We start from the raw sequence: 25,944 nt of genomic DNA on the forward strand, positions 1-25,944 counted from the left end.
GCGGAATCGGCGGCGCCCCATCCGCGGGCCGCCAGGCCAGATCCGGACTCGCAGGCTCCCCCGCCGGCGTCCACCCGGTTCCGACCCCGGGATCCACCTGCGCCCCGAAATCGTTCAACGACGGCCCGAAGTCATTCAACGCGGGCCCGAAACCCTCGTCGCCACCCCCACCCCCCGGCACCGGAGCCCCGAAACCCCCAGCAGCCGAACCGGAATCGTGTACAGCGGGGCCGAACCCGCCCGCGGTCCCTTGTGCACCCGGATCAAATCCGGGTGCGGGAGAACCCGTATCGCGCACAGGCGGGCCGAACCCGCCGGATGTCGCAGCCCCGGGCTCGACCGGGCTGGAAACGGGGGTTTCGGCACCGCCGACAGGCGGGCCGAAGCCGCCCGCGGCCGGATCCATGTCTCGCACCGGCGGGCCGAAACCATCCACCGGAGCCGGAGGTCCGCCGACGGCCGGTCCGAAACCGCCCGCAGACGCCCCTCGATCGCCGACTGGCGGACCGAAACCCACTGCGGGGGAATCAGTGTCGGGTACGGGCGCGCCGGGGCGTGTCGGAGCAGGCACGGCGTCGTGCACCGGGGGGCCGAATCCGCTTGCCAGAGAGACGGGGTGGGTGACGGCGGGGCCGAAAGTGGATTCCCCTTCCGGGGCCGAAGATCCGGGCTGAATCGCGTCAGGTCCGGGCTGCGCCGCGCCGGTTCCGGGCTGCGCCGCGTCAGGTCGGGGCTGCGCCGCGTCGGGTTCGGGTTGCGCCGGGGCGGATGGTTTCGGTTGGGCCGGGGCCGCGTCGGGCCTCGGGGCGGATTCGGGGTCGGGGCGATCCGCCGACTCGTCCTTGCCGGAAACCATCACCCGTCCTTTCGCCACACACGTGGGGCGGTCACCCCTGACCGCCCCACGCGACGACTCACCTGCTGCCGGTACCGGCTCGCGGTACCGCTCAGTTCTGTACCGAACCACCCATCTGCGTGGTGACCCCACCGAGGTCGACCGTCTGCGCGGGCAGTTCGCCAGCGGGGAGTTTACCAATCTGCCCGGCCGCCTCCAGGATGGTGGCGCCGCCGGGGAGCAGGCGGATGAAGTTCTCGGTGTCGGCCTTCACCGCGTTGGCGACGGTGGTGTCGAGGATGAACTCCAGGGTGCGGTTCTCGTCGGTGCCGGTGGTGGCGAACGCGGTCACCTTGATGCTGTTGGTGACCGTGTAGTCCAGCGACATACCGGCCGCGCCGAGACCGCCCGGCGTGGTGTAGCCGATGGTGCCGACGTAGCCGTCCAGATTGCTGAAGTGGTGGGTGTTGGCCGCCCAGCCGCCCAGCAGGGTGCCGCCGTCGACGCTGAGGCCGAGCTCGGAGTGCGGGCCGGTCATCTCGACCACGGGCGCGGTGGGCGCGGCGTCGAGGACCGGGGCCTGCCAGCGCGGCTGCTGCGGAGCCTCCGTCACGACCTCGTCGGTGAGGGTGTTGAGGCTCGGGTCGGTCTGCGCGCCGTTGCCGGTGCCCGGCTGGCCCGCGCCGGTCTGCGGGGTCTGCTGGCCGTTCTGGGTCTGCTGCCCGGCCTGCTGGTTCTGCTGCCCGGCCTGATCCTGCTGTCCCGCTTGCGGATTCTGCTGGCCCGCGTTCTGCTGCCCGGCATTCTGCTCACCGGTCTGGCCGACCTGCACGGTCTGGCCGGGCACCGGCAGCGGGGCCACCCGCGGCACGGTCACGCCGGGCTGGGTCGGCCGCGAGTTCTTGGGCTGATCGCCGGCGGGCTGGTTCTCGTTGGTCTTCGGCTCGTTCGAATTCGGCTTGGGCTCAGCCTCGTTCGTCTTGGGCTCGGTCTCGGGCTTGCCGGGCGTGGTGACGCCGGGCTGCCCCGGCTGGTTCTGCCCGCCCTGCCCGTCGTTCTCGGTGCCGTTGGGCGCCTCGGACTGCTTGGGCGCAGTGGTGTTCTCGTCGTTCTGGGCCGGGACCGCGCCGGGATCGGCGGGGGCGGCATTGGCGGGGGTGCTGAACAGGGTCACCGCGGTGGCCGCGACGGCCAACGACAGGGAGGTGCTCGCCTTGATTCGACTAGGCTTGCGGTGCTTCACTTTTCGCTCGATTCCTTCGTCCCTCTCGGACGATCGGCGCGCGGAGTGACCGCGAGTCGAGCCACCGGCCGGAGCCGGAAAGGGCTGACCCCCTGACAATCTCGCGACCACCCTGCCGATCGCATCCCGTGGCGAAGTGAATCACACGTAATGCACAGCGGCAAGACGGCAGATGTCACAACATTCGCTGTTCACCCGCCGACCTTGCCGTCACATGAAATCGATTGGCTATCAGTCCAGGTCGTCGTGCCGCATGAGCTGGCGCGCGGCCTCGGTGACCGATCCGGTGAGCGAGGGGTACACCGAGAAGGTCTGCGCGAGATCGTTCACCGTCAGATTGTTCTGCACCGCCAGCGCGATCGGCAGGATCAGCTCGGAGGCGATCGGGGCCACCACGACGCCGCCGATCACCACACCGGTGGCGGGCCGGCAGAAGATCTTCACGAAACCCCGTCGCAGCCCCGACATCTTGGCCCGCGGGTTGGTGTTGAGCGGCAGCATGACCGTGCGCGCCGGCACCTCGCCATTGTCGATGGCGGTCTGCGAGACGCCGACGGTGGCGATCTCCGGCCGCGTGAACACCGCGGACGCAACGGTTTTCAGGCGAATCGGCTGCACGCCCTCGCCGAGCGCGTGGTACATGGCGATACGGCCCTGCATGGCGGCGACCGAGGCCAGCGGCAGCAGGCCGGTGCAGTCACCGGCGGCGTACACGCCGGGCGCGGTGGTGCGGGAGACCCGGTCCACCCGCAGGTATCCGCCCTTGTCGAGTTCGATGCCGACGCGCTGCAGACCCAGGTTCTCGGTATTGGGCACCGAACCGACGGTCATGAGCGCGTGCGAGCCGGTCACGACGCGGCCGTCGGACAGCTTCACCGCGATCCCGTCGGCGGTGCGCTCCACCGCGTCCGCGCGGGCGTGCTTCACCAGTTCCACACCGCGCTCGGCGAGCGCCTCCTCCAGCACCAGCGCGGCGTCGGCGTCCTCGCCGGGCAGCACGCGGTCGCGGCTGGAGACGAGTTTCACTTTCACGCCCATCTCCGTATAAGCGGAGACGAATTCGGCGCCGGTCACACCGGAACCGACCACGACGAGCGTCTCGGGCAGTTCCTTCAGGTCGTAGAGCTGCCGCCAGTTCAGGATGCGGTCGCCGTCGGGTTCGGCCCCGGGCAGTACGCGCGGGCTCGCGCCGGTGGCGATGAGCACCACCTCGGCCTCGAGGATCTGCTGCCCGTCCGGGCAGGTGGCCTTCACCAGGTGGGTGGCCAGGCCGGGGGCCTGGTCGATGATCTCGCCGAAGCCGGACAAGACTGTCACGCCGGCCGTTTGCAGCTTGGCCTTGATATCCGAGGACTGCGCCTGCGCCAGCGCCTTCACGCGCGAGTTCACCTCGGCCAGGCGCACCTGCGCCTGTGAGGGATGCACGGTGATGCCCAGGTCCCGGGCGCGGCGCAGGTCGGTGCGCACACCTGTGGAGGCGATGAATGTCTTGGACGGCACGCAGTCCCACAGCACGCACGCGCCGCCGATGCCGTCACTGTCGATCAGCGTGACCGGTGCGCCGTGCTGTGCGGCGACCAGCGCCGCCTCGTATCCGGCGGGCCCGCCACCGATGATCGCAATGCGGGTCATTGTCCCTCCGCTTCTGCCTCGGCCTCCGGGATCTCCGGATGCCGCCCTACAACGTTATCGGGCCAGGTACTCACGGCCGCGACCACGTCACCTGTGATCTTTGTGGGCGTTTTGCGCGTATCGCTATCGCCCGCGAACCGCCCGGTGACGGGGATCGGGGATGGTGCGGGGTTTTGTTCGATAGGCTTTTGTGGTGCCGATTTATGCCGCCTATGGATCCAACATGGATCCCGAGCAGATGCTGAAGCGCTGCCCGCACTCCCCCGTGTACGGAACCGGCTGGCTGGAAGGTTGGCGGCTCACCTTCGCCGGCGACGACATCGGCTGGGAGGGACCGCTCGCGACAGTCGTCGAGGAGCCCGGGGACCGCGTCTTCGTCGTCCTCTACGACGTGCCCGACGACGACGAGATCAGCCTCGATCGGTGGGAGGGCTCGGACTTCGGCATCCACAAGAAGATCCGGCTGCGCGTCACCCCGAATCAGAGCACCGGCACCGACCCGGTGCTGGCCTGGCTGTACGTGCTCGATGCGTACGAGGGCGGCCTACCATCGGCCCGCTATCTGGGCGTCATCGCCGATGCGGCCGAAAAGGCAGGCGCGCCAGCCGATTACGTGCTCGCGCTGCGCACCCGCAATTCCAAGAACGTGGGGCCCGGCACCTTCGGGCTGTGAGGAAACCGACACGACGAAATCGGGCCGCATCCGAGGGGATGCGGCCCGAGCGTTTTCACCCGTCAGTGCTGTGCGGCGTTCAGCACGATATTGGTCATGACCCGCACGCCCGCGGCGAGCGCGCGCTCGTCGATGTCGAAGGTGGGCTGGTGCAGATCGAGCTGCTCGCCCTGCCCCGACCAGACGCCCAGGCGCGCCATGGCTCCGGGCACCTCCTCCAGATACCAGGAGAAGTCCTCGCCGCCGCCGGACTGCTGGGTGTCGGCGAGCGCGTCGGGGCCGAGCGGGCGGATGGCGTCCTCGAACATGCGCACGGCCAGTTCGTCGTTCACCACCGGCGGCACGCCGCGCTTGTAGTTGAGCTGGTAGCGCACGCCGGTGGGGGCCAGCAGGCCCTCGACGATCTCGCGCACCATGGGCTCGAGCAGTGACCAGGTGGCGTGGTCGCCGGTGCGGACGGTGCCGGTGAGCATGCCCGTCTGCGGAATGGCATTGGGGGCCTTGCCCGCCGAGACCGCGCCCCACACCATGACCGTGCTGGTGCGCGGGTCGATACGCCGGGAGAGCAGACCGGGCAAACCGGTGATCACGGTGCCGATGGCGTAGACCAGGTCACTGGTCAGATGCGGGCGTGAGGTGTGGCCGCCCGGGGAATCCAGCACGAGTTCGACGGTGTCGGCGGCGGAGGTGATGGCGCCCACGCGGATACCGACCCGTCCGACCTCCAGGCGCGGATCGCAGTGCAGCGCGAACATGCGCGAGACGTCTTCCATGGCGCCGGCCGCGACCATATCGATGGCGCCGCCGGGCATGACCTCCTCGGCGTGCTGGAACACCAGCCGCACACCGACCGGAAGGTTCGGCACTTCCGCGAGCGCCAGCGCGGTGCCGAGCAGAATCGTGGTGTGCGCGTCGTGCCCGCAGGCGTGCGACACGCCCGGCACGGTCGAGGCGAACGGCAGCCCGGTGTACTCCTGCAGCGGCAGCGCGTCCATATCCGCGCGCAGGCCGATCCGCGGGGTGTCGGGGCCGAGGTCGACGATCAGCCCGGTGCCGCTCGGTAGTTTGCGCGGCTCCAATCCGGCCTTCACGAGCCAGGATTCCAAGAATTCGGTGGTGCCGAATTCGGTGCGCGAAAGCTCCGGATTCGCATGGATGTGCCGTCGCCACGAAATGAGATCTTCCGTGTGCTCGGCAAGCCACGCCTCCACAACACCACGTCGAGCAGCCATGTCCATAGCCTCCATCGCCGTGCCGGCTGGCTGCATGGAAACACATGCGCCACCCTTGTGCCCCAGCGCTCTGGCTGCTGCGGACCGGCCGGTTGTGCTCACCGAATATCCTCCTGTCGTCGCTGAAACTGCCGTTGCAGAACTCGTTCCGACAACCTGTCCCTATGAAATTGATCGCCTGCGATAGTTATCGCGGTGCGGGCCAAAGCCGTTGCCCCGTCCAGGACGGCGCGATCGGCAGAGGCGTTCACGGCGGCGGCCGCGAAAGCGGGCTGGTGGGTCACCGCTCCCCCGGCGTCGATGCCGATCACCGGGTGGATGCCGGGAATCACGTGGGTGACGTTGCCCATATCCGTGCTGCCCAGCGGCCGTGCGGCTGCCAACTCCGGTGCGATGGGCACGCGGCCGAGTGCTTCGATCTGCTCGCGATAGGCGCTGCGCAGCGCGCTGTCGGGAGTGAGCTCGGTGTACGTCGGCGCGAGCTTCCGGATGTCATGTGTGCATCCGGTAGCCAGTGCACCTGCCTCGAAACAGGCCGATGCTCGTTGCATCAGATCGTCGAGGGCCGCGGAGTCGCCTGCACGTAGGTAATACAGCAGTTCCGCGTGTCCGGGCACGATATTGGGGGCCACGCCGCCCGACCCGACTATACCGTGCAGTTGCTGTCCGGGAAGTAGATGTTGGCGTAGCAAACCTAGTGCAACCTGCGCGACCGTGACGGCATCCAGCGCATTGCGCCCGTACTGCGGCGCGGCGGAGGCATGGGATTCACGGCCGTGAAAAGTGACCGACAGGTCTGCCAGGGCCAGGGAGCGGGCCTCCACGATGTCCTCGGGACCCGGATGCACCATGAGCGCCATGGCGAGATCGTCGAAGACGCCGCGCTCGAGCATGAGGACCTTGCCGCCGCCGGACTCCTCGGCCGGGGTGCCGAAGACCTTGACGGTGAGGCCGCAGGCATCGGCCACGGCGGCCAGGCCCAGGGCCGCGCCGACGGTGGACGCGGCAATGATGTTGTGGCCGCAGGCATGTCCGATTTCCGGGAGCGCGTCGTACTCCGCGAACAGACCGACCACCAGGTCTCCGCTGCCGTATTCGGCACTGAAGGCGGTGGGCAGATCAGCGATGCCCTTGTCGATGCGGAAGCCGTGTTCGCGCAGCGGCTCGATGGTCTTGTCGACGCTGCGGTACTCCTCGAACGCGAGCTCCGGCTCGGCGTGGATCGCATGCGAGAGGGCGATCAGCTGATCGCGCGCGGCGGCAATCGCGGAGTCGGCGGCGGCGAGGACGGACGGATCTGCCTGGGTGATTGCCATATCCCCAGTCTCGGCCACGGCAGCGACAGATGACGGCACGGCTGTCTCGTGCCGACTGATCGGTATGCGGGAAATCCGGTCATCGCCGCCGCGCGATGGTGGCATGCCCCACAGTCTCGCATTACCCGGCGACGATGTCGCACCAGGTGACGCGGAAATCTCTCATACAGTCACGATGTCAAGGCATGAGTAGGGGCCCTGACGGGATTCCGCAGGGCCCCTATCGGGTTTCTCAGCGCCGCAGCGCTACTCAGCTCGGGGAGAAAGCCAGGTTTTCGGGAGTGGTCTCCACGGCCAGGCCCTCGAGGGTGACCTTGTGCAGGGCGCGCTTGATGACCGGAAGGTTCGGCTTGCGGTTGCCCTTGAGCATCTCGGCGCGCGCGATGGCGGTAGCGAGCAACTGGTCGGCATCCGCTTTGCCGTCCACGATGCCGGCCGCGATGGCGTCATCGGCGGCGTAGCGACGGCCGGTGGTCATGGCCTCCACGCACACCTGATTGGTGAGGCGGCCGGTCAGCAGTGCGTTCATGGCGACGGTGAACGGCATGCCCAGATGCACCTCGGGCAGGCACCAGAAGCCGCGGTCCGCGCGCATGATGCGGAAGTCGCAGGAGGTGGCGAGCATGGCGCCGGCGCCGAAGGCATGGCCGTTGACGGCGGCGATGGTCGGCAGCCCGAAACCGAGCAGGCGCGTGTACAGCGAGTGCACACGGTCCAGGTACCAGCAGTTCTTGTCGAAATTGCCGAACAGCCAGTCGGTGTCGAGGCCGTTGGAGAAGAACTTGCCGTTGGCGGTGACGACCAGGGCGGCCGGGCCCTCGCTGGCCTCCACCTCGTCGAGCAGCGCGTGGACCGCGGTGATCCAGTCGGGGTGGAAGCGGTTCTCGTTGTCGATGTTCTGGCCCTCTTCACCGAGGTACAGGACGAACACGTCCCCATCACGCTTCAAATACGGCATGCGTGCAGCGTAGCGATGACGGATTCGCATACCTACCAGCGGGTAGCTACAAAACGCGATAACTGATTTCGCACGTTTCGGGTAACTCGTCGGGTACGTCCAAAATTGGTGTAGCACCTGACCGCTGGCACGCGTGTGAAACGGTGACGGCTCTTAGCCGGGCGCAAAAGACACGGAGAGGCGGGAAGGTCTAGGGTGGCGGACATGCTAGCCGTGCAGGCCGCCGAGGCGATCGCCGAACGTACTGGAGTGCAGCAACACCGGGTCGCGGTGGTGCTCGGGTCGGGCTGGCAGGAGGCGGCGCTCGAGATCGGGGATCCGAGTACCTCTATCCCGATGTCCGAGGTGCCGGGATTCGGTGAGCCAACGGCGCAGGGACATCAGGGGACCATCCACTCCGTGCCGGTGAACGATCGGCCGGTACTGCTGCTCATGGGGCGGCAGCATCTCTACGAGGGTAAAGAGCCCGCGCAGGTCGTGCACAACGTGCGCACCGCCGTGGCGGCGGGCGCGGAGACCATCCTGCTCACCAACGCGGCGGGCGGCATCCGCGACGGGCTATCCGTCGGCGAACCCGTCTTGATCAGCGACCACCTGAACCTGACCGGCCGCACCCCGCTGGTCGGGGCGGACTTCGTGGACCTGGTGAACGCCTGGGATCCCGAATTGCGCAAGCTCGCAAAGGAAGTCGACCACACGCTCACCGAGGGTGTGTACGCCGGACTCACCGGTCCGCAGTACGAGACCCCCGCCGAGATCCGCATGCTGCGCACGCTGGGCGCGGACCTGGTCGGCATGTCCACGGTCCTCGAGGCCATCGCCTGCCGCGCCGCCGGAGCCCGGGTCCTGGGTATCTCCCTCGTCACCAACCTGGCCGCGGGCGTCACCGGCGCGCACCTCTCGCACGCCGAGGTGCTGGCCGAAGGCCACGCCGCCGCACCGCGTCTGGGCAAGCTGCTGCGCGGCATCCTCGAGCGCCTCTAGGCTGCGCGCCATGCTCCGCTTCGGCACCGCGGGCCTGCGCGGCCCGCTCCGGGACGGCCCGGACGGCATGAACATCGACACCGTCACCCGAGCGACGGCGGGCATAGCCGACTGGCTCCGCGGCCGCTGTCTCGGCGGCGGGCTGATCATCGTCGGCCGCGACGCCCGGCACGGCTCCGCCGAATTCGCCGAAGCCACGGCGGAAGTCTTCGCCGCGGCGGGCTTCTCGGTCCTGGCGCTGCCCCGGCCGCTGCCCACCCCCGTGGTGGCCTACGCCGTCAAGGCCCTGCAAGCCGTTGCGGGCGTGCAGATCACCGCCTCACACAACCCCGCCACCGACAACGGCTACAAGCTCTACCTGGACGGCGGCTCGCAACTCGTCCCACCCGCCGACGCCGAGATCGAGCGCTGCATCGACGCCGTCACCACCCCCGTCCCCCGCGCCGAACCCATCCCCACCGCCCCCAAACCCGAAATCCTCGGCCTCCCACCCGAATCCACCCTCGAGGAACTGGGCGAGGAGATCGTGCGCCGCTATTCGACGCGAGTCGCCGAGCTGCCCCGGCTGATCGGCCAGGGCGACAACGAGCCGACCGCCGAAGTGATCTCCGCATCGGACACGGCGGCACCGGCGCGACCCGATCTGCGCGGGCACGCCGCTCCGGATCGGCAGACCGCCCGCCCGCACACCGGTGGCGATTCTCCCGCCTCGACCGAAGCCGGGCGAATTCCGTTGTCACGCAGCCCGATTCACATCGCACTGACCGCGATGCACGGGGTGGGCGGCGAGCTCGCCGTGGAGATCCTGGCCGCGGCCGGGTTCACCGACGTGCATGTGGTGGCCGAGCAATTCGAGCCGGATCCCGATTTCCCCACGGTGGCGTTCCCGAATCCGGAGGAGCCGGGCGCGTCGGACCTGCTGCTGGAGCTCGCCGAGAAGGTCGGGGCGGATGTGGCCGTCGCGCTGGACCCGGACGCGGATCGGTGCGCGGTGGGGGTTCCCGGGCCGCATGGCTGGCGGATGCTGCGCGGCGACGAAACCGGGGTGCTGCTGGGCGATTTCGTACTGCGGACCGCCCCGCCCGATTCATTGGTGGCGACGACCATCGTGTCCTCGCGGCTGTTGAGCAAGCTCGCTCCGGCGCGCGGAGCGCGGTACGCCGAGACGCTCACCGGATTCAAGTGGCTGGCCCGCGCGGGCGCGGGGCTCGTCTACGCCTACGAGGAAGCCATCGGGCACTGCGTGGATCCGTCGGCCGTGCGCGACAAGGACGGGATCTCGGCCGCCGTGCTGGCCGCGGATCTGGTGGCACGACTGAAGGCGTCGGGCCGCACCGTGCTCGACGTACTCGATGATTTCGCGGTGGAATTCGGTGTGCACGCGGGCGGTCAGGTGTCGCTGCGCCTGGCGGATGCCGCCGAGGCCGCCGCCGTGGTGGCACGACTGCGGGAGTCCCCGCCGACCGAGATCGCCGGGGAGCCGGTGTCCTGCACGGACATGTCGCAGGTGCGCGGGCAGATGCGCACCGACGCACTGATTTTCGAGGGGCCCGCACTGCGGATCGTGGTGCGGCCCTCCGGTACCGAACCGAAGCTCAAGTGCTATCTCGAGACCTTCGAGCCGGCGTCGGATCGCGAGGCATTGAAATCCGCGAAAGCCACTGCCGCACAGCGTATCGACGAGATGCGGGCGTTCTGCGAGAAACTGTGACATGGCGCCGAAACCGACACCCCACTGCACACACTGCGGCAGCACCGATCTGGAGCAGGGGTTCATCGAGGACAGCGGCGAACACGCCAAGGGCTACGCCCGCTGGATACCGGGGCCGCTGGAGTTCGGCCCCCTCGGCGGCGTCAAGCGCTGGGGTAAGACACGATTCGCGGTAGTCGCCTACCGCTGTGTCGTGTGCGCGCATCTGGAGCTGTTCGTCCGGGCGTAGCGCCCGGACGGCAGCGCGAGCCGAAAGTTGTTCAGCGCGGTCCGAACTGGCGGTCGCCCGCATCGCCGAGGCCGGGCACGATGAAGGCGTCGGAGTTCAGGCCGCGATCCACCGACGCGGTGACCAGGCGGATGGGGTGGCCCGACTTCTCCAGTGCCGTAATGCCTTCCGGCGCGGCCACCACGCAGATGACGGTGATGTCGCGGGCCTTGCGGGTGGCGAGCAGGTCGAGGGTGTAGACCATGGATCCGCCGGTGGCCAGCATCGGGTCCAGCACGATCACCGGCGTTTCGGAGAGATCCTCGGGCAGCGACTCCATGTAGGGGGTCGGCTCGTGCGTGGTCTCGTCGCGCGCCAGCCCGACGAATCCGATGCGCGCGTCGGGCACCAGGTTCTCGGCCGTCTCCACCATGCCGAGCCCGGCGCGCAGCACCGGCACCAGCAGCGGCGGCGTGGCGAGCCGGGTGCCCTCGGCCGCGGCGACGGGCGTGGCGATCGGGAAGGTGACGACGGGGGCTTCGCGCAGGGCCTCGTACACCAGCAGGCCGGTGAGATCGCGCAGCGCCGCCCGGAATGTCGGATTCGGGGTGCGGGCATCTCTCATGGTGGTCAGCAAAGCGGCAGCGAGCGGATGGTCCACGATGTGAGTGCGCATAGGAAAACGATAGGTCAACCAGCCGTTCGGTACTTCCACGCGGCCGGATTTCCCTGATCATGCGTTTTCCGCACTTCCGGAACCATCGCACGCCCGCGCGCGTCCAACCCTCATGCAGGACGTAAACACTCAGCGACCAGCACGACGGGGGTTCACATGCTCGGCCTCTCGATCGATCCCGACAGCGTCACGGCCTACACCGCGACAGCTCATCTCCTGGCAGGCGACCTCACCGCGGCGAGCATCCTCGCCGCAACCGCCGACCCCCTCCTGCTAACCCCCGCCTTCGGCCTCATCGGCGCGGACTTCCTCACCGCCTTCACCGCCGCCCATGCCACCCACACCGCCACCCTCACCACCCTGTCGGCGACGCTGACCGGCATCGGCTCCACCGCCGCCGCCTCGGCCGCCGGCTACCGGTCCACGGACACCGGCCACGCTGCGGCCCTGCGCGCGGTGGAGGCGAACATATGAGCGCCACAGCCGAATCCACCAGGGCATCGGCATGAGCCCCGGGGTGGACGTGCCCGCGGTGGACGTGTCGGGCTTCGCGCAGGCCATCGCGGATCTGGCGGCGGTCTTCGGCAGCGGCGCGGCCGGGGGCGCGGCAGCGGCGCTGCGGCAGGCGTCGGCCGGCGTCGACGGGGTGTGCGCGGCGAGCTGCGACAGCATCGACGGGTTGTATGCCGCGTGGCGCGGGGGCGCCGGGGACGCGGCGATGGATTCGGCGATGCGGGTGCGGACGGCGGCCGCCACCATGGCGGATCGCGGTAATGCCATGGCGGAGATGGTGGATCGCGCGGCGGGGGTCATCGCGGCGGGGCAGCGGGAGATCGAGGCGATCCTGCGCTCGTTCGGGGAGACGGTCGCGAGTCTGGGAGCGGAAGGGCTGGGCCCGGGTGGGACGGCGCTGATCGTTTCGGAGGCCATCGACCACCTGGGGCGGGCGCTGCGGGTGGTCGAGCGGGTGCGGGGCGAGCTCGACACCGAGACGGCCGCCATGAGCGAGTTGATCTCACCGCCGCCGACGCCGGAACCGGCCGCGGCGACCGCGCCGGAGCCCGCCCGTGCACCGGCGGTGAGTCCCGTTGCGGCCGATGTCGTTTCGGCGGGGGTCGGCGCGCCCGCCGCCGCCGTTGCCCGGCCGGTGGCCGCAACCGGGGCGGGGTCCGGCGGGGCGACCGAGGCGATATTCGGCGGGATGCGCACCGTGGCGGCCTCGACGGGTGGCGCATCGGAACGGTCCGGCGGGACCGGTCGCGGCGGGGGCGGCCGGGGCGATGTCGGGCGCGTCGACACCGGCGAGTCGCAGACCACCGCCACCGGGGTGAAACTGACGCTCCCCGACGGCAGTACGGTGGAGGCGCCCAACCAGCAGGCGGCCGACGCGGTCCGCCACGCGCTCGATGCGCTCGGGACGCCGTACGTCTGGGGCGGCACCACCCCCGGTGCCGGACTGGACTGCAGTGGCCTGACACAGTGGGCGTATGCGGAGGCAGGGGTGCGGTTGCCGCGATTGGCGCAGGAGCAGGGCTATGGCCACCCACAAATCGGTCCAGGGGACTTGATGCCGGGGGATCTGGCCGTGTGGGATGGCCATGTCGCCATGGTGATCGGTAACGGTCAGTTGGTGGAGGCGGGGGATCCCGTCCAAATCGGTCCGATTCGAACGGAGAACATCGGTATGCAGTTCCTCGGCTTCTACAGGCCCACCGCATGACGCGTCCACAGGTTCCGGCTGTCACGGTGGCGGCCAGCAGCAACCGCGCGAATACGGTGACCGTGCGCGCCACCGATCAGGGGATGCCGGTCGAGATCGTTTTCGAGCGCAGCGAATACCGTTACGGCGCACAGGCACTCGCGGACGAGATTCTCCGGCTCACCAAGCGGGCGGCCATCGTGGCCAAGTCGCAGCGGCGCGAGATGCTGACCGAGCTGGGCATGCCCGAGGACATCCTGAACCGCCTGGGCCTGCCCACCCGGCAGGCCGCCGTGGACGAACTGGATCGACTGGACGAGGCCGACACCGGTCAGGCGACGTGGATGAGGCGCGTATGAACGGTCAAGCCCGGAGGCGGCAGCGCAGCGTAACCACGCAGGGCTCCGTTCATACGCGAAGGGAAACAGCATGAGCCGGGAGATGGATGCGCTGGTCGGGCGGGTCGCCAACAGCCTGGAAGCCCTGGAGGCCGCCCTGTACGGGCTCAAGCAGGTGCGCGGCACCTTCACCAGTGCGGACCGTTCGATCACCGTGGAGGTGGACGGCGACGGCGCGGTGACGAGCCTGCGGCTGGCCGAAACGGTGACTTCCCGCCAGCCCGCGGAGGTCTCGCAGTTGATCCTCTGGGCGTGCCAGCAGGCGGCCGCCGACGCCACCGCGCAACGCTCGCAAGTCGTGGCCGAGTTGAACAAGTCCTTCCCGTCGGGAAATGTTGGGGGCGGCCCGGATAGTGCCGGGGGCGGCCACTAGATAGGCTTCCCGTCATGGCTTCTGGAGACATCGTCCCGATCGCGCTCGGCCTGACCAAAGGCGATCTCGTCACCCTGTGGGCACCGCGCTGGCGAGACGGTGACGATGAGTGGCAGGCATTCCTCGGTCACGAGGAAGACCTGTACGGATTCGAGGGCGTCGCGGAGCTGGCGGCGTTCATCCGCACCAACTCCGACAACGATCTCGTGGATCATCCCGCGTGGAAGATCATCGCCGGTTTGTCGGCGGCCGAACTGGAGCCGGAGGAGCAGTTCGTCTTCGATCTGGTCGGCGTGCCCGAGCTCGCGGCCGACGATCCGGATCCGGAGGTGGTCTCCGAGCTCGAGGAGACCCTCGACATGGTCCGCAATATCGGCGACGTGTGCGAACTCGAGGTTGTGACCAAGTTCTTCGGCTCGCATCCGGTGCTGGGCGCGCTGCCCGCCGGCGTGAGCGCCTTCGCCGGGCGTGAGGGCGAGGAACTCTGGGATCAGATCGGCGCGGCCATCAACAAGGATTGGGACGCGGTCCTGGACGCCATCGACTCGGTGGTGACCGTCCCCGAGGTGGACGCCGACGCGGTCTCGGTGGCCGAGGCGGAATTGCTTGCGGCACAGGAGAACGAGGTGGACGCGGAGGACGCCGCCGACACCGACGAGGACATCGAGCAGGTCGACCTCGACGAGGACGACGACGAGGAGGACGAGGAGACGTTCTGGCACGAGGTCGGCATCGACCCCGTCAAGATCATCACCTCCGAGGGCACCTTCTTCACGCTGCGCTGCTACGTGGACGACGAGCCCATCTTCCTCGGCACCGACGGCGCGATCACGGTGTTCGGGTCGGAGCGGTCGCTGGCCCGCTACCTGGCCGACGACCACGAGCACGACCTGGCCCGGGTGAGCACCTACGGCGACGTGCAGACCGCCGCCGTGGACGGTTCGCTCGAGGTCGAGGTGGACGACGAGAACGTCTACGTGCTGCCCGGCCTGGCCGACGACCTGGCCGACGGCCCGCAGGCCGTGGACACCGATCAGCTCGACCTCGCGGTCGAATTGTTCACCGACGCAGCCGATTACGCCGACGACGACGCGGTGGAGAACGCGCTGGCGGTCTCCACGCCGCTGGGCTGGTACGTCTCCTACCTGCTCAACCCGGACCCGACCCGGATGGCCCCGAACCCGCCGTTCGCGGCGGAGGCCGAGGCGTGGAAGGTGCTGGAGCAGGCGTTCGAGAGCCGCCTCCAGAAAGCCTGAGCGGTAGCGGTATTCGCGAAACGCCCCCGCCCGATCCGATCCGGGCGGGGGCGTTTCGCCGTTTTCAGGACAATCGGATCCAGACCTGTTCCGAACGGCCGAGCAGGCGGCCGTCCTCGCCGTAGATCGCGGTGGCGGTCAGACCCTTCCGGCCGCTCTCGCCGTGCAGCGCACCGACCACCACGCATCGTTCACCGATGGCGGGAGTGTCGCGCACGGTCGCGGTCATGGAGCCGAGAACCGCCGGGCGAGAAGCTATTTCGGGCACTGCGAACCCGCCGGGGCAATCCATGGCGGCCCACAGCAGCGGCGCGCCGACGGGCAGGCTGTCGTCGGGCGACCAGGCCGCGGCCACCACGCCGTCGCCCACCGCACCGGCCTGGATGCGCAAGCCGTCCGCGCGCAGATCACCGCAGACGAAGCATTCACGGAACGGCGTATCGCCTTGGCGCTCAACGCTTGCCGAAGCCGCGTCCGCATAGGCGACCGCCGCCGGGGCATCGTGCAGGAACTCACCCGGCACGGATTCGGCGACCAGGGTCTCGCCGTCGTAGAGTCCGCCGTCGGTGACCCGCAGTGGGGTCTCCAGCGGCGGCGGGCGGCGCAGGGTCACCTTCACCACGGCGTCGTCGCGCAGTTCGGCGAGCAGTCCGGCCACCCAGCCGCCGTTGCCGGAACCGGGTGGCCCGTTGAAGCGGCTCGGAATCCGCAGGGTCGTCATAGTTCTCACGCTAACTAATCGCGACCCCGCCGATTCCGTGAACATTTTCACGTGAAAGGAACTAGCCGATCAGGACGGCGTACCCCGGCTTGATGATCTCGTCGATGATCCGCAGCCGGTCCGGGAACGGAATGAAAGCCGACTTCATCGCATTGATGGTGAACCGCTCCAGATCGCTCCAGCCGTAGCCGAAGGTGTCCACCAGCTTGTGCATCTCCTCGCTCATGCTGGTGTCGCTCATGAGCCGGTTGTCGGTGTTGACGGTGACCCGGAACCGCAGCCGCGCCAGCAGGTCGAAGGGATGCTTGTCGAGCGAGGGCACCGCACCGGTCTGCACATTCGAGGACGGACACAGCTCCAGCGGAATCCGCTGATCCCGTACATAATTCGCGACCCGGCCGAGCTTCGGCCCGTCCGCGGAATCGGTGATGTCATCGGTGATCCGCACCCCGTGCCCGAGCCGGTCGCAGCCGCAGAAGGCGATGGCCTCGTGGATGGACGGCAGCCCGAACGCCTCCCCGGCGTGGATCGTGATGTGCGCGCTGTTGCCGCGCATGTATTCGAACGCGTCCAGGTGCCGCGAGGGCGGGTATCCGGCTTCCGCGCCCGCGATGTCGAATCCGCCCACGCCCTTGTCGCGCCAGCGCACGGTCAGTTCGGCGATCTCGCGGGAGCGTGCCGCGTGCCGCATGGCGGTGAGCAGGCAGGTGACCCGGATGGGCGTGCCCGCGGCGGCGGCGATGGCCTCGCCCTCGCGGAATCCGGCGAGCGTGTGCTCGACGACCTCGTCGAGATCGAGCCCCGCCTCGAGATGCTGTTCCGGCGCGAACCGCACCTCGGCGTACACCACCCCGTCGGCGGCGAGGTCCTCGGCGCATTCGCGCGCCACCCGGCGCAGGCCCTCGGGCGTCTGCATGACGGCGACGGTGTGCGCGAAGGTTTCCAGGTACCGCTCGAGGGATCCGCTGTTGGCGGCGTCCCGGAACCACCGCCCCAGGGCTTCGGCGTCTTGTGCCGGTAGTTGGTCGTATCCGCAGTCACGCGCCAGCTCGAGCACGGTCGCGGGCCGCAGCCCGCCGTCGAGATGATCGTGCAGAACCGCCTTGGGCGCCTGTCGGATCGAAGCGAGAGTCAAAGGCGTCGGTCCAGTCATGTATCGACGGTAGCCGCTCCCCCGCCTCTCCGCGCCCTTAGCGCCAGCTGAGAGCCGTTACCGGTTGGCAACGCATGCCGGCGGTCCGATGCCGCATCCATTGTGGACGTCCCCGGTGAGTTACCCGGCCCTCACGAAATCAGTTGTCACCTTCGTTTCAGCAGGCGATGCCGTTGCCGTCCGGGTCGAGCGAGGGCCGGTAGCCCGGCTGCCCGCGCAGCAGCGGACGGTCCAGGTTCTGGTAGACGTCCACGCAATTGGCGTAGTACGGACGCGGTTCGGATTTGGAGGTGGTCGGCGTCATGATGTCGTCGCCCGGCTCGGCGTACGCCGACTGCGGCCCGGCCCCGAGCACCGCGACGACCGCGACCCCCATGAGACACGCCGCCCCGGACCCCGCCACTGCCTTCCTGGTTCGAATCTTCACCAGCTCCAGGCTAGGTCGATCCGGTGCCGGTGCGCCCCATCCTCCGGGAGCCGCACGCCGGCCGGGACCTCGTGGCGGCCGGCTCTCGCCCGATGCCGCCATCGGGTCCCACTCGCGCGGCGCTATGCCTGGATGCGACCGAGAAGCAGTGGTGGCGGGGTGAATTCGGCCTCGGCGACGGTGGTCGCGGTGGCGAGGGCGTCGAGAGCCGCGGGGATGGCCTCGGGGGTGTCGGTGTGCAGGGTGAGGAGAGGTTGACCCGCCTTGACGGAATCACCCGGCTTGGCGTGCATTTCGATGCCCGCGCCGGACTGCACCGGGTCGCCCTGGCGAGCGCGGCCCGCGCCGAGTCGCCAGGCGGCGATGCCGATGTCGTAGGCGTCCAGACGGGTCAGTGTGCCGGTCCGCGTGGCCCGGATGGTTTCGGTGTGTTTCGCGCTGGGGAGTTCGGCGTCGGGGTCGCCGCCCTGGGCTTCGATCATGGCGCGCCAGTGGTCCATGGCGCGGCCGTCGGCGAGGGCGTCGGCGGGGTCGATGTCGTCGATTCCGGCCAGCGCCAGCATCTCCCGGGCCAGGGTGAGGGTGAGTTCGACCACGTCGGCGGGGCCGCCGCCGGCCAGCACGTCCAAGGATTCGGCCACTTCCAGGGCGTTTCCGGCGGTGCAGCCGAGCGGGGTGTCCATGGCGGTCAGCAATGCCACGGTGCGCACGCCCGCGTCGGTGCCGAGTTCGACCATGGCCGTGGCGAGTTCGCGGGCCTGGTCGATGTGCTTCAGGAAGGCCCCGCGCCCGACCTTCACGTCGAGCACCAGCGCGCCCGTCCCCTCGGCGATCTTCTTGCTCATGATGGAGCTGGCGATCAGGGGGATGGATTCGACGGTCCCGGTGACGTCACGGAGGGCGTACAGCCTTTTGTCGGCGGGTGCGAGATCGGCTCCGGCGGCGCAGACCACCGCGCCGATGCCGGGGTCGGCGAGCATGTCCCGCATCTGCTTCACGGGGATGTCGGCCTGCCAGCCGGAGATGGCCTCCAGTTTGTCGAGAGTGCCTCCGGTGTGGCCCAATCCGCGGCCGGACAGCTGCGGGACCGCCGCACCGCAGGCCGCGACCAGCGGCGACAGCGGCAGCGTGAGCTTGTCGCCGACGCCGCCGGTGGAGTGTTTGTCGACGGTGGGCCGGGGCAGGTCGCTGAAGTCCAGCCGGGTGCCGGAGTTGATCATGGCGTTGGTCCAGCGCGCGGTCTCGCGGCGGTTCATCCCGCGCCACACGATGGCCATGGCCAGCGCCGCCATCTGTTCGTCGGCCACCTCGCCCCTGGTGAACGCGTCGACGACCCAATCGATCTGGCCGTCGCTCAGTTCTCCGCCGTCGCGTTTGGTAGTGATCACCGACACCGCCGAATGCACCGTCACGCTGTCCACCCTGGCACGCTCGGGGTCCGGGCGCATCGAACATGCGGTACGCCCGGCGTACGAATTCCGTTGAGCTGCGGCTTTACTGCTGTCCGGCGGCCAGGTCGTCGGGTCCGAAGGCGTCGGGGAGCAGCGCGCCGAGCTTCACCGGCGCGCCCTTGTGATCGACAAGCAGTGCGCCGCCGCCGAACTCGTAGAGCACCTGCCGGCAGCGTCCGCAGGGCAGGAGGATTTCGCCGCGCGAGTCGCAGACGGCGACCGCCAGCAACCGCCCGCCCCCGGACGAAATCAAGTTACCGACCAGTACAGACTCGGCGCAGAGGCCCAGGCCGTATGAGATATTTTCCACATTGCAACCGCTCACAAAGCGGCCGGTGGAAGTGAGAGCCGCGGCCCCGACGGGGAATCGCGAGTATGGCGCATAGGCATTTCGCATAACTTCGGATGCCTTGTGCCGCAAGACATTCCAGTCTATTTCAGACATATCGGACCATCCTCCAGAGGCCGTGACGGGACCCGCGCTGAACCCATCGAACCATGCCCGGAAAATCAGGAAAGGCAAACCTAACTCACTACAATTCGGGCCAACGAGCGGCACGCCGAATTAGTTCCCCCAAACTCCGGGGATTAGAGTTCCCTTTCAGATCGGTTCAGGTTCCCGACAGCGGACCTGCGGCACTGCCACTGGATGTCGATTCCATGTGTGAGCAGGTGTTATCGACAGTCCAACGGCTCCGCGGCCGGATCTGACCGGGTCCATCAACGACGTTGGAGGCACCGCACTCTATGACCACGCTAGAAGCTCCGGCCAAGCCGAAGCGGACTCTCTACCGAGGCGACCCCGGCATGTGGTCCTGGGCGCTGCACCGCATCACCGGCGTGACGATCTTCTTCTTCCTGTTCGTCCACGTCCTCGATACCGCACTGGTGCGCGTCGATCCGGACACCTATGACCGTGCGATCGAGACCTACAAGACCCCCCTCGTCGCCCTCATGGAAATGGGCCTGGTCGTGTGCGTGCTGTTCCACGCGTTCAACGGCATCCGGGTCATTCTCGTCGATTTCTGGTCGCAGGGGCCCCGTTTCCAGAAGCAGATGCTCTGGATCGTGCTCGCCCTGTGGGTCCTGATCGCGGGCGCCGGCATCGGCCGCCAGTTCTTCTACCTGTTCACGGAGCACTGACATGAGCGCACCTGTCCTGGGCAAGTCCTACGACCGCCCCGCGAGCCTCGACGCTCCGCGCGCGCCCCGGCGCACCTCCGGCAACAACTTCGAGAAGTACGCGTGGCTGTTCATGCGCTTCTCCGGAATCCTGCTGGTCTTCCTGGTCATCGGCCACATGTTCATCATGCTGATGATCGACGGCGGCGTGCAGCGCCTGAACTTCGCGTTCGTGGCCGGCCGCTGGGCCTCCCCGTTCTGGCAGATCTGGGACCTGACGATGCTCTGGCTGGCACAGCTGCACGGCGGCAACGGCCTGCGCACCGTCATCGACGACTACGCCCGCAAGGACTCCACCCGGTTCTGGCTGAAGACCGCCCTGGTCATCTCCATGATCCTGGTGATGGCCACCGGCACGTACGTCATCTTCACCTTCGACCCCAACATCAGTTAGGAACAGGCCAACTCGATGAGTGACTCTCGACCGATTCAGGAGCACCGCTACGACGTCGTGATCGTCGGTGCCGGTGGCGCGGGTATGCGCGCCGCGATCGAGGCGGGTCCCCGGGTGCGGACTGCCGTCTTGACCAAGCTCTACCCGACCCGCTCGCACACGGGCGCGGCGCAGGGCGGCATGTGTGCCGCGCTGGCGAACGTGGAAGAGGACAACTGGGAGTGGCACACCTTCGACACCGTCAAGGGTGGGGACTACATCGTCGACCAGGACGCGGCGGAGATCATGGCCAAGGAGGCCATCGATGCCGTGCTCGATCTGGAGAAGATGGGTCTGCCGTTCAACCGGACGCCCGAGGGCAAGATCGACCAGCGCCGCTTCGGCGGCCACACCCGCGACCACGGCAAGGCGCCCGTGCGTCGCGCGTGCTACGCGGCCGACCGCACCGGCCACATGATCCTGCAGACGCTGTACCAGAACTGCGTCAAGCACGACGTGGAGTTCTACAACGAGTTCTACGTGCTGGACCTGGTGCTGACCGACGGCCCCAACGGCCCGATCGCCACCGGCGTCGTGGCCTACGAGCTGGCCACCGGCGAGCTGCACGTGTTCCACGCGAAGTCGATCATCTTCGCCACCGGTGGTTCGGGTCGTATGTACAAGACCACCTCCAATGCCCACACCCTCACCGGTGACGGCATGGCTATCGTGTTCCGCAAGGGACTTCCGCTGGAGGACATGGAGTTCCACCAGTTCCATCCGACAGGTCTGGCGGGCCTGGGCATCCTCATCTCCGAGGCGGTCCGCGGCGAGGGCGGCATCCTGCGCAACTCGTCCGGTGAGCGCTTCATGGAGCGGTACGCCCCCACCATCAAGGACCTCGCGCCGCGTGACATCGTCGCGCGCTCGATGGTCCAGGAGGTCCGCGAGGGCCGTGGCGCCGGTCCGAACAAGGACTACGTGCTCATCGACGTGACCCACCTCGGTGAGGACGTGCTCGAGGAGAAGCTGCCCGACATCACCGAGTTCTCCCGCACCTACCTGGGCGTGGACCCGGTGAAGGAGCCGGTGCCGGTCATGCCGACCTGTCACTACGTGATGGGCGGCATCCCGACCCGCATCCGCGGCGAGGTGCTGCGCAACAACACCGACATCGTCCCGGGCCTGTACGCCGCCGGCGAGTGCGCCTGCGTGTCCGTGCACGGCGCGAACCGCCTCGGCACCAACTCGCTGCTGGACATCAACGTGTTCGGCCGCCGCGCCGGTATCGCCGCCGCGGAGTACGCGCAGCGCGCCGAGTTCGTGGAGATGCCGGAGAACCCGGCGCAGATGGTGCAGGACTGGCTGGCCGGTCTGCTGTCCGATCACGGCAACGAGCGCGTCGCCGACATCCGCACCGACCTGCAGAACGCCATGGACGACAAGGCCGGTGTGTACCGGACCGAGGATTCGCTCAAGGAAATGCTGGACGAGATCCAGGTCCTGAAGGATCGCTACACCCGGATCACCGTGCAGGACAAGGGCCGTCGCTTCAACAGCGACCTGCTCGAGGCCGTCGAACTCGGCTTCCTGCTGGAGCTGGCCGAGGTGACCGTGGCGGGCGCGTTGAACCGCAAGGAATCCCGTGGCGGCCACGCCCGTGAGGACTACCCGGATCGCGACGACGTCAACTTCATGCGCCACACCATGGCGTACAAGCAGACGCCGGAGCTGATCTCCGAGATCCGTCTCGATTACAAGCCGGTCGTGCAGACCCGCTACGAGCCGATGGAGCGTAAGTACTGATGACCGCAGTCGCTGAAACGCCGCAGAAGGCGGCCCCGGTGCCGGACGGCTCGACCATCATCACGGTCAAGATCGCCCGGTTCAACCCGGAGGACGGCAAGGGCAACCACTGGGATTCCTTCAAGGTTCCGGTGCTGCCGACCGACCGCTTCCTGAACGTGCTGATCTACATCAAGTCCTACCTGGACGGCACGCTCACCTTCCGTCGCTCCTGCGCCCACGGCGTCTGCGGCTCGGATGCCATGCGCATCAACGGCGTCAACCGCCTGGCGTGCAAGATCCTGATGAAGGACATGCTCCCGAAGAGCGGCAAGGAAATCACCGTCACCGTCGAACCGATCCGCGGCCTGCCCGTGGAGAAGGACCTCGTGGTGAACATGGAGCCGTTCTTCGACGCCTTCAAGGCGGTCAAGCCGTACCTGATCTCCTACGGCAACGAGCCCACCCGCGAGCGCATCCAGTCCCAGCACGACCGCGCCCGCTTCGATGACACCACCAAGTGCATCCTGTGCGCCTGCTGCACCACCTCCTGCCCCGTGTACTGGAGCGACGGCAGCTACTTCGGCCCGGCCGCGATCGTGAACGCGCACCGCTTCATCTTCGACAGCCGCGACGAGGGCACCCGCGAGCGTCTGGACATCCTCAACGATGTCGAGGGTGTGTGGCGCTGCCGCACCACCTTCAACTGCACCGACGCGTGCCCCCGTGGCATCGAGGTCACCAAGGCCATCCAGGAAGTCAAGCGCGCGCTGCTGTTCGCCCGCTGACGTTCCCGGCGCAGGGGTCGCACCTCGACCCCTGGGGTAGGTAGTGGAATTCGAAGGCTGCCCTCACCATCGGTGAGGGCAGCCTTTCTGCGTTGCGGCACAATTGGTGCGATTGGATCGGGAGGGGAGCGATGAGGTTTCGGGTCGGTATGCGGGTGGCGGTGGCCGGGCTGGTGCTCGTGGCAGCCGGATGCGGAAGTTCCGAGGACGGGCCGGACGCGGGCCTGGAGAAGTTCTACTCGCAGAACGTGACGTGGGGATCCTGCGAGGGATTCTCCAGCGGGCAGATTCTGGCCGAGGTGGGCATGCAGTGCGCGAAGGTCACTGTGCCGGTGGACTACTCGAAGCTGGACGGCGATACCGCTCAGATCGCGGTGTCCCGGCTGGCCGCGAGCGGGGCGAAGGTCGGGTCGATGCTGACCAATCCGGGCGGGCCCGGCGGCGTCGGTCTGACCATGCCGGTGATGTTCGCGAAAAGCGAAGTGGCGCAGCGGTTCGATGTGATCGGGGTGGATGTCCGCGGGCTGGGGTCCTCGACGCCGAAGGTGGTGTGCCGGACGCCGGAGGAGTTCACGGCCGAACGCACCGATCTCGATACCGACATGTCTCCGGCCGGGATCGCGCAGACCGAGAAGGAGCATCGGGAACTCGTCGCCAAATGTGTGGAGCGCACCGGCACGGAGTTCCTGAGTCATGTCGGAACCGTCGATGTGGCACGGGATTTCGATGTGATCCGGGCGGCGCTCGGGGATGAGAAGCTGACCTACTTCGGCGTGTCCTACGGGTCGCGGCTCGGCTCCACCATAGCGTCGCTGTACCCGGAGCGGATCCGGGCCATGGTGCTGGACGGCGGTGTCGATCCGGCCAACGACTCCATGGTGGATCTGGAGCTCATGGCGACCGGATTCCAGACCGCGTTCGAGGCGTACGCGGCGGATTGCGCGAAGGCGGCGGACTGCCCGCTGGGCACCGATCCGGCGCAGTCGACAGCCCGCCTGCGCGGCCTGGTGAATCCGCTGATCGAGCGGCCGGTACCGGCGGGTGATCGGCAACTCGGCTTCATGGACGCGCAATCCGCCCTGCTCAATTCGCTGTACAGCCCGCTCTACTGGCCGGATCTCACCAAGGGCCTGACCGAACTCACCCAGGGTCGCGGCGACACCCTGATCGCGACGGCCGACCTGTTCGCCTCCTCCGAGTTCGTCGAACGCGATCTCCAGATGGCCGTGCTCTGCCGCGAGGACGCGCGGGTCACCGACCGCGCGGAGGCGGCCGCCCAGGATCGCCGAATCCGCGCCACCGCACCGATTCTCGACGACGGGCACGGATCGGATCAGGCGCCGCTGGACGTCTGCGCGATCTGGCCGGTTCCGGCGGCCGACAAGGCCGGACAGGACTACACGGGTCTGCCGCCCACCCTCGCGGTGGCGACCACCGGCGATCCGGCCACCCCGTACCAGGGCGGCGTGAATCTGGCCCGGGCGCTGGGATCGAAGCTGATCACCTATGAGGGCGTACAGCACGGTGCCGCCGGTGTGGGCATCGCCTGCGTGGACGAACCGGTGACGCGGTACCTGGTGGATCTGACGGTGCCGCAGGAGGATCTGCGCTGCGCCGCCGCGTGACGGGTGGCGGGATTCACAGTGGCGCAATGAGCGGCGGAAGGGCGGCGTAACCCGCGTCCTCTTCCGCCGGGCGGTCCCTCAGCTCTCGTTCGCCCGCTGTTTGCCTGCCGCTTCGAACGATTTCTTCAAGATCGAGAAAACGGCCATGCGCCGCGGCCTGCAACCCGTACGCGGCTCGTAATTCACGTAACCACAGCGCAATAGCCGCGTAGCAAGATGCGAAATTTGTCCCATATAGCCGACCGCTATTCCAGTGCTGCCGCGTTGCTGTGCCCGGATTCTCGCCCTGCGAGCCCAGCCTTCCAGCCCTAGCGTGTGCCTCGTTCCCACCCGGAACGCAGAAATCTCCGCACCGGAAGGCGCTCGACATGTACTTCGCTCGATCGGCGGCGACCGCCGCACTGTTGCTTTCGGTAGCCGCTGCCACGGCTGCGCCCTCGGTTGTGCCGACGGCCCTCGACACCCGAGCCGACACCGCGGGTGGAGCGGGTCCGGGCAACGCTGCCAGCGCAGGTGCAACCGGCGCGGAAACCTCACTCGCACAACAGACCTCGCCCGCAGCTCAGGCTGGGGGCGGGGCGGGTGCAGGTGTGAGCGCCGGTCCGGGTGTACCCCTGCCCCTCCCGCCCTCCGTGAAAGCCACCGCCGCACCGATAGGGCTCGGAACCGGCAGCGCCGCAATAGGTCCGGTGCTCGGCGCGGGCAGCAGCACCCTGGGCAGCGGTAGTGCCGCCGCCGGTCCGCTGGCCGCCACCCTCGGCACCGGCAGCGGCGCGGCCGCCACCGGCAGCGCCGCCGCCGCGGGCGTGGGCGACGCCCTGGGCGCGGGCGCGCTGGCCGTCGGAACCGGCAGCGCCGCCCTCGGCGCGTCCGGCAGCGCCGCCTCCGCGGGCCTGGGCACCCCACTCGCGATCCTCGGAACCGGTAGTGCCGCACTGGGTTCCGGCAGCGCCGGCTTGGCCGCCGCCGGAACGGGCTCCGCCGGTGTGGCGGTGCCGCTGGGCACCGGCAGCGCCGTGGTGGGCAACGGCAGCTCCGCCGTGGCCCCCTTCGCCGCGATCATCGGCAAGGGCGTCGGCGGGGCCCTCTCCTCCGGCAGTTCCGCGATCACCCCCCTCAGCGCCGGAACCGACGCCGGCAGCTCCGCCGCCGCGGATGCGGGCAGCGCGGTGATCCCCCTCGCCCTCGGCTCCGCGCAATAACGCATACCGGGATCGAACGGTACGCACCACGCCAACGCCCGAG

Annotated in this window: 26 protein-coding genes; 15 read left to right on the top strand and 11 right to left on the bottom strand. The window is 68.6% G+C overall.

Going from position 1 to position 25,944, the window contains the following annotated elements:
• Positions 1 to 947 precede the first annotated feature (947 nt).
• Both JK358_RS11365 and JK358_RS11370 read right to left on the bottom strand, forming a co-directional pair.
• Positions 948 to 2,078, bottom strand: a complete 1,131-nt coding sequence (locus JK358_RS11365; RefSeq protein WP_307817464.1) for a hypothetical protein — start codon at positions 2,076 to 2,078, stop codon at positions 948 to 950.
• Between the two features lie 231 nt (positions 2,079 to 2,309).
• Complete coding sequence (locus tag JK358_RS11370) at positions 2,310 to 3,710, bottom strand: NAD(P)H-quinone dehydrogenase (RefSeq protein WP_181583203.1); 1,401 nt, start codon at positions 3,708 to 3,710, stop codon at positions 2,310 to 2,312.
• 193 nt (positions 3,711 to 3,903) lie between these two features.
• Between JK358_RS11370 and JK358_RS11375 the strand changes: the two genes are divergently transcribed.
• Complete coding sequence (locus JK358_RS11375; RefSeq protein WP_201946561.1) at positions 3,904 to 4,383, top strand: gamma-glutamylcyclotransferase family protein; 480 nt, start codon at positions 3,904 to 3,906, stop codon at positions 4,381 to 4,383.
• Between the two features lie 62 nt (positions 4,384 to 4,445).
• On the opposite strand, the gene JK358_RS11380 is transcribed toward JK358_RS11375, so the two are convergent.
• From JK358_RS11380 to JK358_RS11390, 3 genes are all read right to left on the bottom strand, one after another.
• The gene (locus JK358_RS11380) at positions 4,446 to 5,615 is read right to left on the bottom strand and encodes a M20 family metallopeptidase (protein WP_201946564.1); all 1,170 of its coding nucleotides are present in this window, start codon (positions 5,613 to 5,615) and stop codon (positions 4,446 to 4,448) included.
• A gap of 98 nt (positions 5,616 to 5,713) precedes the next feature.
• Entirely contained in the window at positions 5,714 to 6,931 is a 1,218-nt protein-coding gene (locus tag JK358_RS11385; protein WP_201946567.1) for a M20 family metallopeptidase, read from the bottom strand.
• Between the two features lie 250 nt (positions 6,932 to 7,181).
• Entirely contained in the window at positions 7,182 to 7,889 is a 708-nt protein-coding gene (locus JK358_RS11390; RefSeq protein WP_201946570.1) for an enoyl-CoA hydratase/isomerase family protein, read from the bottom strand.
• 204 nt (positions 7,890 to 8,093) lie between these two features.
• Between JK358_RS11390 and JK358_RS11395 the strand changes: the two genes are divergently transcribed.
• From JK358_RS11395 to JK358_RS11405, 3 genes are read left to right on the top strand one after another with little or no spacing between them, the layout of a single operon-like run.
• Positions 8,094 to 8,873, top strand: a complete 780-nt coding sequence (locus tag JK358_RS11395) for a purine-nucleoside phosphorylase (RefSeq protein ID WP_201946572.1) — start codon at positions 8,094 to 8,096, stop codon at positions 8,871 to 8,873.
• Positions 8,874 to 8,883: 10 nt separating this feature from the next.
• Positions 8,884 to 10,584, top strand: coding sequence for a phospho-sugar mutase (locus tag JK358_RS11400; protein ID WP_201946574.1), 1,701 nt, complete (start codon positions 8,884 to 8,886; stop codon positions 10,582 to 10,584).
• Position 10,585: 1 nt separating this feature from the next.
• Entirely contained in the window at positions 10,586 to 10,813 is a 228-nt protein-coding gene (locus tag JK358_RS11405) for a hypothetical protein (RefSeq protein ID WP_201946576.1), read from the top strand.
• 31 nt (positions 10,814 to 10,844) lie between these two features.
• On the opposite strand, the gene upp is transcribed toward JK358_RS11405, so the two are convergent.
• Positions 10,845 to 11,468 carry a uracil phosphoribosyltransferase gene (upp, locus tag JK358_RS11410; protein WP_201946579.1) on the bottom strand — a complete coding sequence of 208 codons (624 nt, stop codon included), beginning with the start codon at positions 11,466 to 11,468 and terminating at the stop codon, positions 10,845 to 10,847.
• Between the two features lie 156 nt (positions 11,469 to 11,624).
• Between upp and JK358_RS11415 the strand changes: the two genes are divergently transcribed.
• From JK358_RS11415 to JK358_RS11435, 5 genes are all read left to right on the top strand, one after another.
• A complete protein-coding gene (locus tag JK358_RS11415; protein WP_201946582.1) occupies positions 11,625 to 11,942 on the top strand; it encodes a DUF2563 family protein in 318 nt (105 codons plus the stop codon).
• A 31-nt stretch (positions 11,943 to 11,973) separates the two neighbouring features.
• On the top strand, positions 11,974 to 13,188 hold the full coding sequence (locus JK358_RS11420; RefSeq protein ID WP_201946584.1) for a C40 family peptidase: 1,215 nt from the start codon (positions 11,974 to 11,976) through the stop codon (positions 13,186 to 13,188).
• Positions 13,185 to 13,526 carry a hypothetical protein gene (locus JK358_RS11425; protein ID WP_201946587.1) on the top strand — a complete coding sequence of 114 codons (342 nt, stop codon included), beginning with the start codon at positions 13,185 to 13,187 and terminating at the stop codon, positions 13,524 to 13,526. The genes JK358_RS11420 and JK358_RS11425 overlap by 4 nt, the downstream gene beginning before the upstream one ends.
• Positions 13,527 to 13,596: 70 nt before the next feature.
• Complete coding sequence (locus JK358_RS11430) at positions 13,597 to 13,938, top strand: YbaB/EbfC family nucleoid-associated protein (protein ID WP_201946589.1); 342 nt, start codon at positions 13,597 to 13,599, stop codon at positions 13,936 to 13,938.
• 14 nt (positions 13,939 to 13,952) lie between these two features.
• On the top strand, positions 13,953 to 15,194 hold the full coding sequence (locus JK358_RS11435; RefSeq protein WP_201946591.1) for a SatS C-terminal domain-containing protein: 1,242 nt from the start codon (positions 13,953 to 13,955) through the stop codon (positions 15,192 to 15,194).
• Positions 15,195 to 15,258: 64 nt separating this feature from the next.
• Here JK358_RS11435 and JK358_RS11440 read toward each other — a convergent pair whose 3' ends face one another.
• The 5 genes from JK358_RS11440 to JK358_RS11460 form a co-directional block, all read right to left on the bottom strand.
• Positions 15,259 to 15,915, bottom strand: a complete 657-nt coding sequence (locus tag JK358_RS11440; protein WP_201946593.1) for a hypothetical protein — start codon at positions 15,913 to 15,915, stop codon at positions 15,259 to 15,261.
• 61 nt (positions 15,916 to 15,976) lie between these two features.
• Positions 15,977 to 17,068 carry an adenosine deaminase gene (locus JK358_RS11445; protein WP_201946596.1) on the bottom strand — a complete coding sequence of 364 codons (1,092 nt, stop codon included), beginning with the start codon at positions 17,066 to 17,068 and terminating at the stop codon, positions 15,977 to 15,979.
• 157 nt (positions 17,069 to 17,225) lie between these two features.
• Complete coding sequence (locus tag JK358_RS40320) at positions 17,226 to 17,495, bottom strand: excalibur calcium-binding domain-containing protein (protein WP_201946598.1); 270 nt, start codon at positions 17,493 to 17,495, stop codon at positions 17,226 to 17,228.
• A 122-nt stretch (positions 17,496 to 17,617) separates the two neighbouring features.
• Positions 17,618 to 18,901: a thymidine phosphorylase gene (locus tag JK358_RS11455; RefSeq protein WP_201947270.1), complete on the bottom strand. Its 1,284-nt coding sequence runs from the start codon at positions 18,899 to 18,901 to the stop codon at positions 17,618 to 17,620.
• An 88-nt stretch (positions 18,902 to 18,989) separates the two neighbouring features.
• Complete coding sequence (locus JK358_RS11460) at positions 18,990 to 19,391, bottom strand: cytidine deaminase (protein ID WP_201946600.1); 402 nt, start codon at positions 19,389 to 19,391, stop codon at positions 18,990 to 18,992.
• Between the two features lie 302 nt (positions 19,392 to 19,693).
• Between JK358_RS11460 and sdhC the strand changes: the two genes are divergently transcribed.
• The 6 genes from sdhC to JK358_RS11490 all read left to right on the top strand — a co-directional run bounded on the left by sdhC (position 19,694) and on the right by JK358_RS11490 (position 25,901).
• The gene (gene sdhC / locus JK358_RS11465) at positions 19,694 to 20,089 is read left to right on the top strand and encodes a succinate dehydrogenase, cytochrome b556 subunit (RefSeq protein ID WP_201946603.1); all 396 of its coding nucleotides are present in this window, start codon (positions 19,694 to 19,696) and stop codon (positions 20,087 to 20,089) included.
• A gap of 1 nt (position 20,090) precedes the next feature.
• The gene (locus JK358_RS11470; RefSeq protein WP_201946606.1) at positions 20,091 to 20,522 is read left to right on the top strand and encodes a succinate dehydrogenase hydrophobic membrane anchor subunit; all 432 of its coding nucleotides are present in this window, start codon (positions 20,091 to 20,093) and stop codon (positions 20,520 to 20,522) included.
• A gap of 33 nt (positions 20,523 to 20,555) precedes the next feature.
• Positions 20,556 to 22,307, top strand: a complete 1,752-nt coding sequence (gene sdhA, locus JK358_RS11475; RefSeq protein ID WP_201947272.1) for a succinate dehydrogenase flavoprotein subunit — start codon at positions 20,556 to 20,558, stop codon at positions 22,305 to 22,307.
• Positions 22,307 to 23,074 (top strand): succinate dehydrogenase iron-sulfur subunit, encoded by a 768-nt coding sequence (locus tag JK358_RS11480; protein ID WP_201946608.1) that lies wholly within the window; start codon positions 22,307 to 22,309, stop codon positions 23,072 to 23,074. The genes sdhA and JK358_RS11480 overlap by 1 nt, the downstream gene beginning before the upstream one ends.
• 131 nt (positions 23,075 to 23,205) lie before the next feature.
• Positions 23,206 to 24,699 (top strand): alpha/beta hydrolase, encoded by a 1,494-nt coding sequence (locus JK358_RS11485; RefSeq protein WP_201946610.1) that lies wholly within the window; start codon positions 23,206 to 23,208, stop codon positions 24,697 to 24,699.
• Positions 24,700 to 25,289: 590 nt separating this feature from the next.
• Positions 25,290 to 25,901, top strand: a complete 612-nt coding sequence (locus tag JK358_RS11490) for a hypothetical protein (RefSeq protein WP_201946613.1) — start codon at positions 25,290 to 25,292, stop codon at positions 25,899 to 25,901.
• Positions 25,902 to 25,944: the final 43 nt, after the last annotated feature.

The organism is Nocardia acididurans, from assembly GCF_016741815.1.
GTDB lineage: Bacteria > Actinomycetota > Actinomycetes > Mycobacteriales > Mycobacteriaceae > Nocardia > Nocardia acididurans.

What these genes read in the sequence shown, in the direction of transcription:
- JK358_RS11370 (WP_181583203.1), bottom strand. Translation starts at nt 3,710, where the DNA reads ATGACCCGCATTGCGATCATCGGTGGCGGGCCCGCCGGATACGAGGCG.
- JK358_RS11380 (WP_201946564.1), bottom strand. Translation starts at nt 5,615, where the DNA reads ATGGCTGCTCGACGTGGTGTTGTGGAGGCGTGGCTTGCCGAGCACACG.
- JK358_RS11385 (WP_201946567.1), bottom strand. Translation starts at nt 6,931, where the DNA reads ATGGCAATCACCCAGGCAGATCCGTCCGTCCTCGCCGCCGCCGACTCC.
- JK358_RS11390 (WP_201946570.1), bottom strand. Translation starts at nt 7,889, where the DNA reads ATGCCGTATTTGAAGCGTGATGGGGACGTGTTCGTCCTGTACCTCGGT.
- JK358_RS11395 (WP_201946572.1), top strand. Translation starts at nt 8,094, where the DNA reads ATGCTAGCCGTGCAGGCCGCCGAGGCGATCGCCGAACGTACTGGAGTG.
- JK358_RS11400 (WP_201946574.1), top strand. Translation starts at nt 8,884, where the DNA reads ATGCTCCGCTTCGGCACCGCGGGCCTGCGCGGCCCGCTCCGGGACGGC.
- JK358_RS11405 (WP_201946576.1), top strand. Translation starts at nt 10,586, where the DNA reads ATGGCGCCGAAACCGACACCCCACTGCACACACTGCGGCAGCACCGAT.
- upp (WP_201946579.1), bottom strand. Translation starts at nt 11,468, where the DNA reads ATGCGCACTCACATCGTGGACCATCCGCTCGCTGCCGCTTTGCTGACC.
- JK358_RS11415 (WP_201946582.1), top strand. Translation starts at nt 11,625, where the DNA reads ATGCTCGGCCTCTCGATCGATCCCGACAGCGTCACGGCCTACACCGCG.
- JK358_RS11420 (WP_201946584.1), top strand. Translation starts at nt 11,974, where the DNA reads ATGAGCCCCGGGGTGGACGTGCCCGCGGTGGACGTGTCGGGCTTCGCG.
- JK358_RS11425 (WP_201946587.1), top strand. Translation starts at nt 13,185, where the DNA reads ATGACGCGTCCACAGGTTCCGGCTGTCACGGTGGCGGCCAGCAGCAAC.
- JK358_RS11430 (WP_201946589.1), top strand. Translation starts at nt 13,597, where the DNA reads ATGAGCCGGGAGATGGATGCGCTGGTCGGGCGGGTCGCCAACAGCCTG.
- JK358_RS11435 (WP_201946591.1), top strand. Translation starts at nt 13,953, where the DNA reads ATGGCTTCTGGAGACATCGTCCCGATCGCGCTCGGCCTGACCAAAGGC.
- JK358_RS11440 (WP_201946593.1), bottom strand. Translation starts at nt 15,915, where the DNA reads ATGACGACCCTGCGGATTCCGAGCCGCTTCAACGGGCCACCCGGTTCC.
- JK358_RS11445 (WP_201946596.1), bottom strand. Translation starts at nt 17,068, where the DNA reads ATGACTGGACCGACGCCTTTGACTCTCGCTTCGATCCGACAGGCGCCC.
- JK358_RS11460 (WP_201946600.1), bottom strand. Translation starts at nt 19,391, where the DNA reads ATGTCTGAAATAGACTGGAATGTCTTGCGGCACAAGGCATCCGAAGTT.
- sdhC (WP_201946603.1), top strand. Translation starts at nt 19,694, where the DNA reads ATGACCACGCTAGAAGCTCCGGCCAAGCCGAAGCGGACTCTCTACCGA.
- JK358_RS11470 (WP_201946606.1), top strand. Translation starts at nt 20,091, where the DNA reads ATGAGCGCACCTGTCCTGGGCAAGTCCTACGACCGCCCCGCGAGCCTC.
- JK358_RS11480 (WP_201946608.1), top strand. Translation starts at nt 22,307, where the DNA reads ATGACCGCAGTCGCTGAAACGCCGCAGAAGGCGGCCCCGGTGCCGGAC.
- JK358_RS11485 (WP_201946610.1), top strand. Translation starts at nt 23,206, where the DNA reads ATGAGGTTTCGGGTCGGTATGCGGGTGGCGGTGGCCGGGCTGGTGCTC.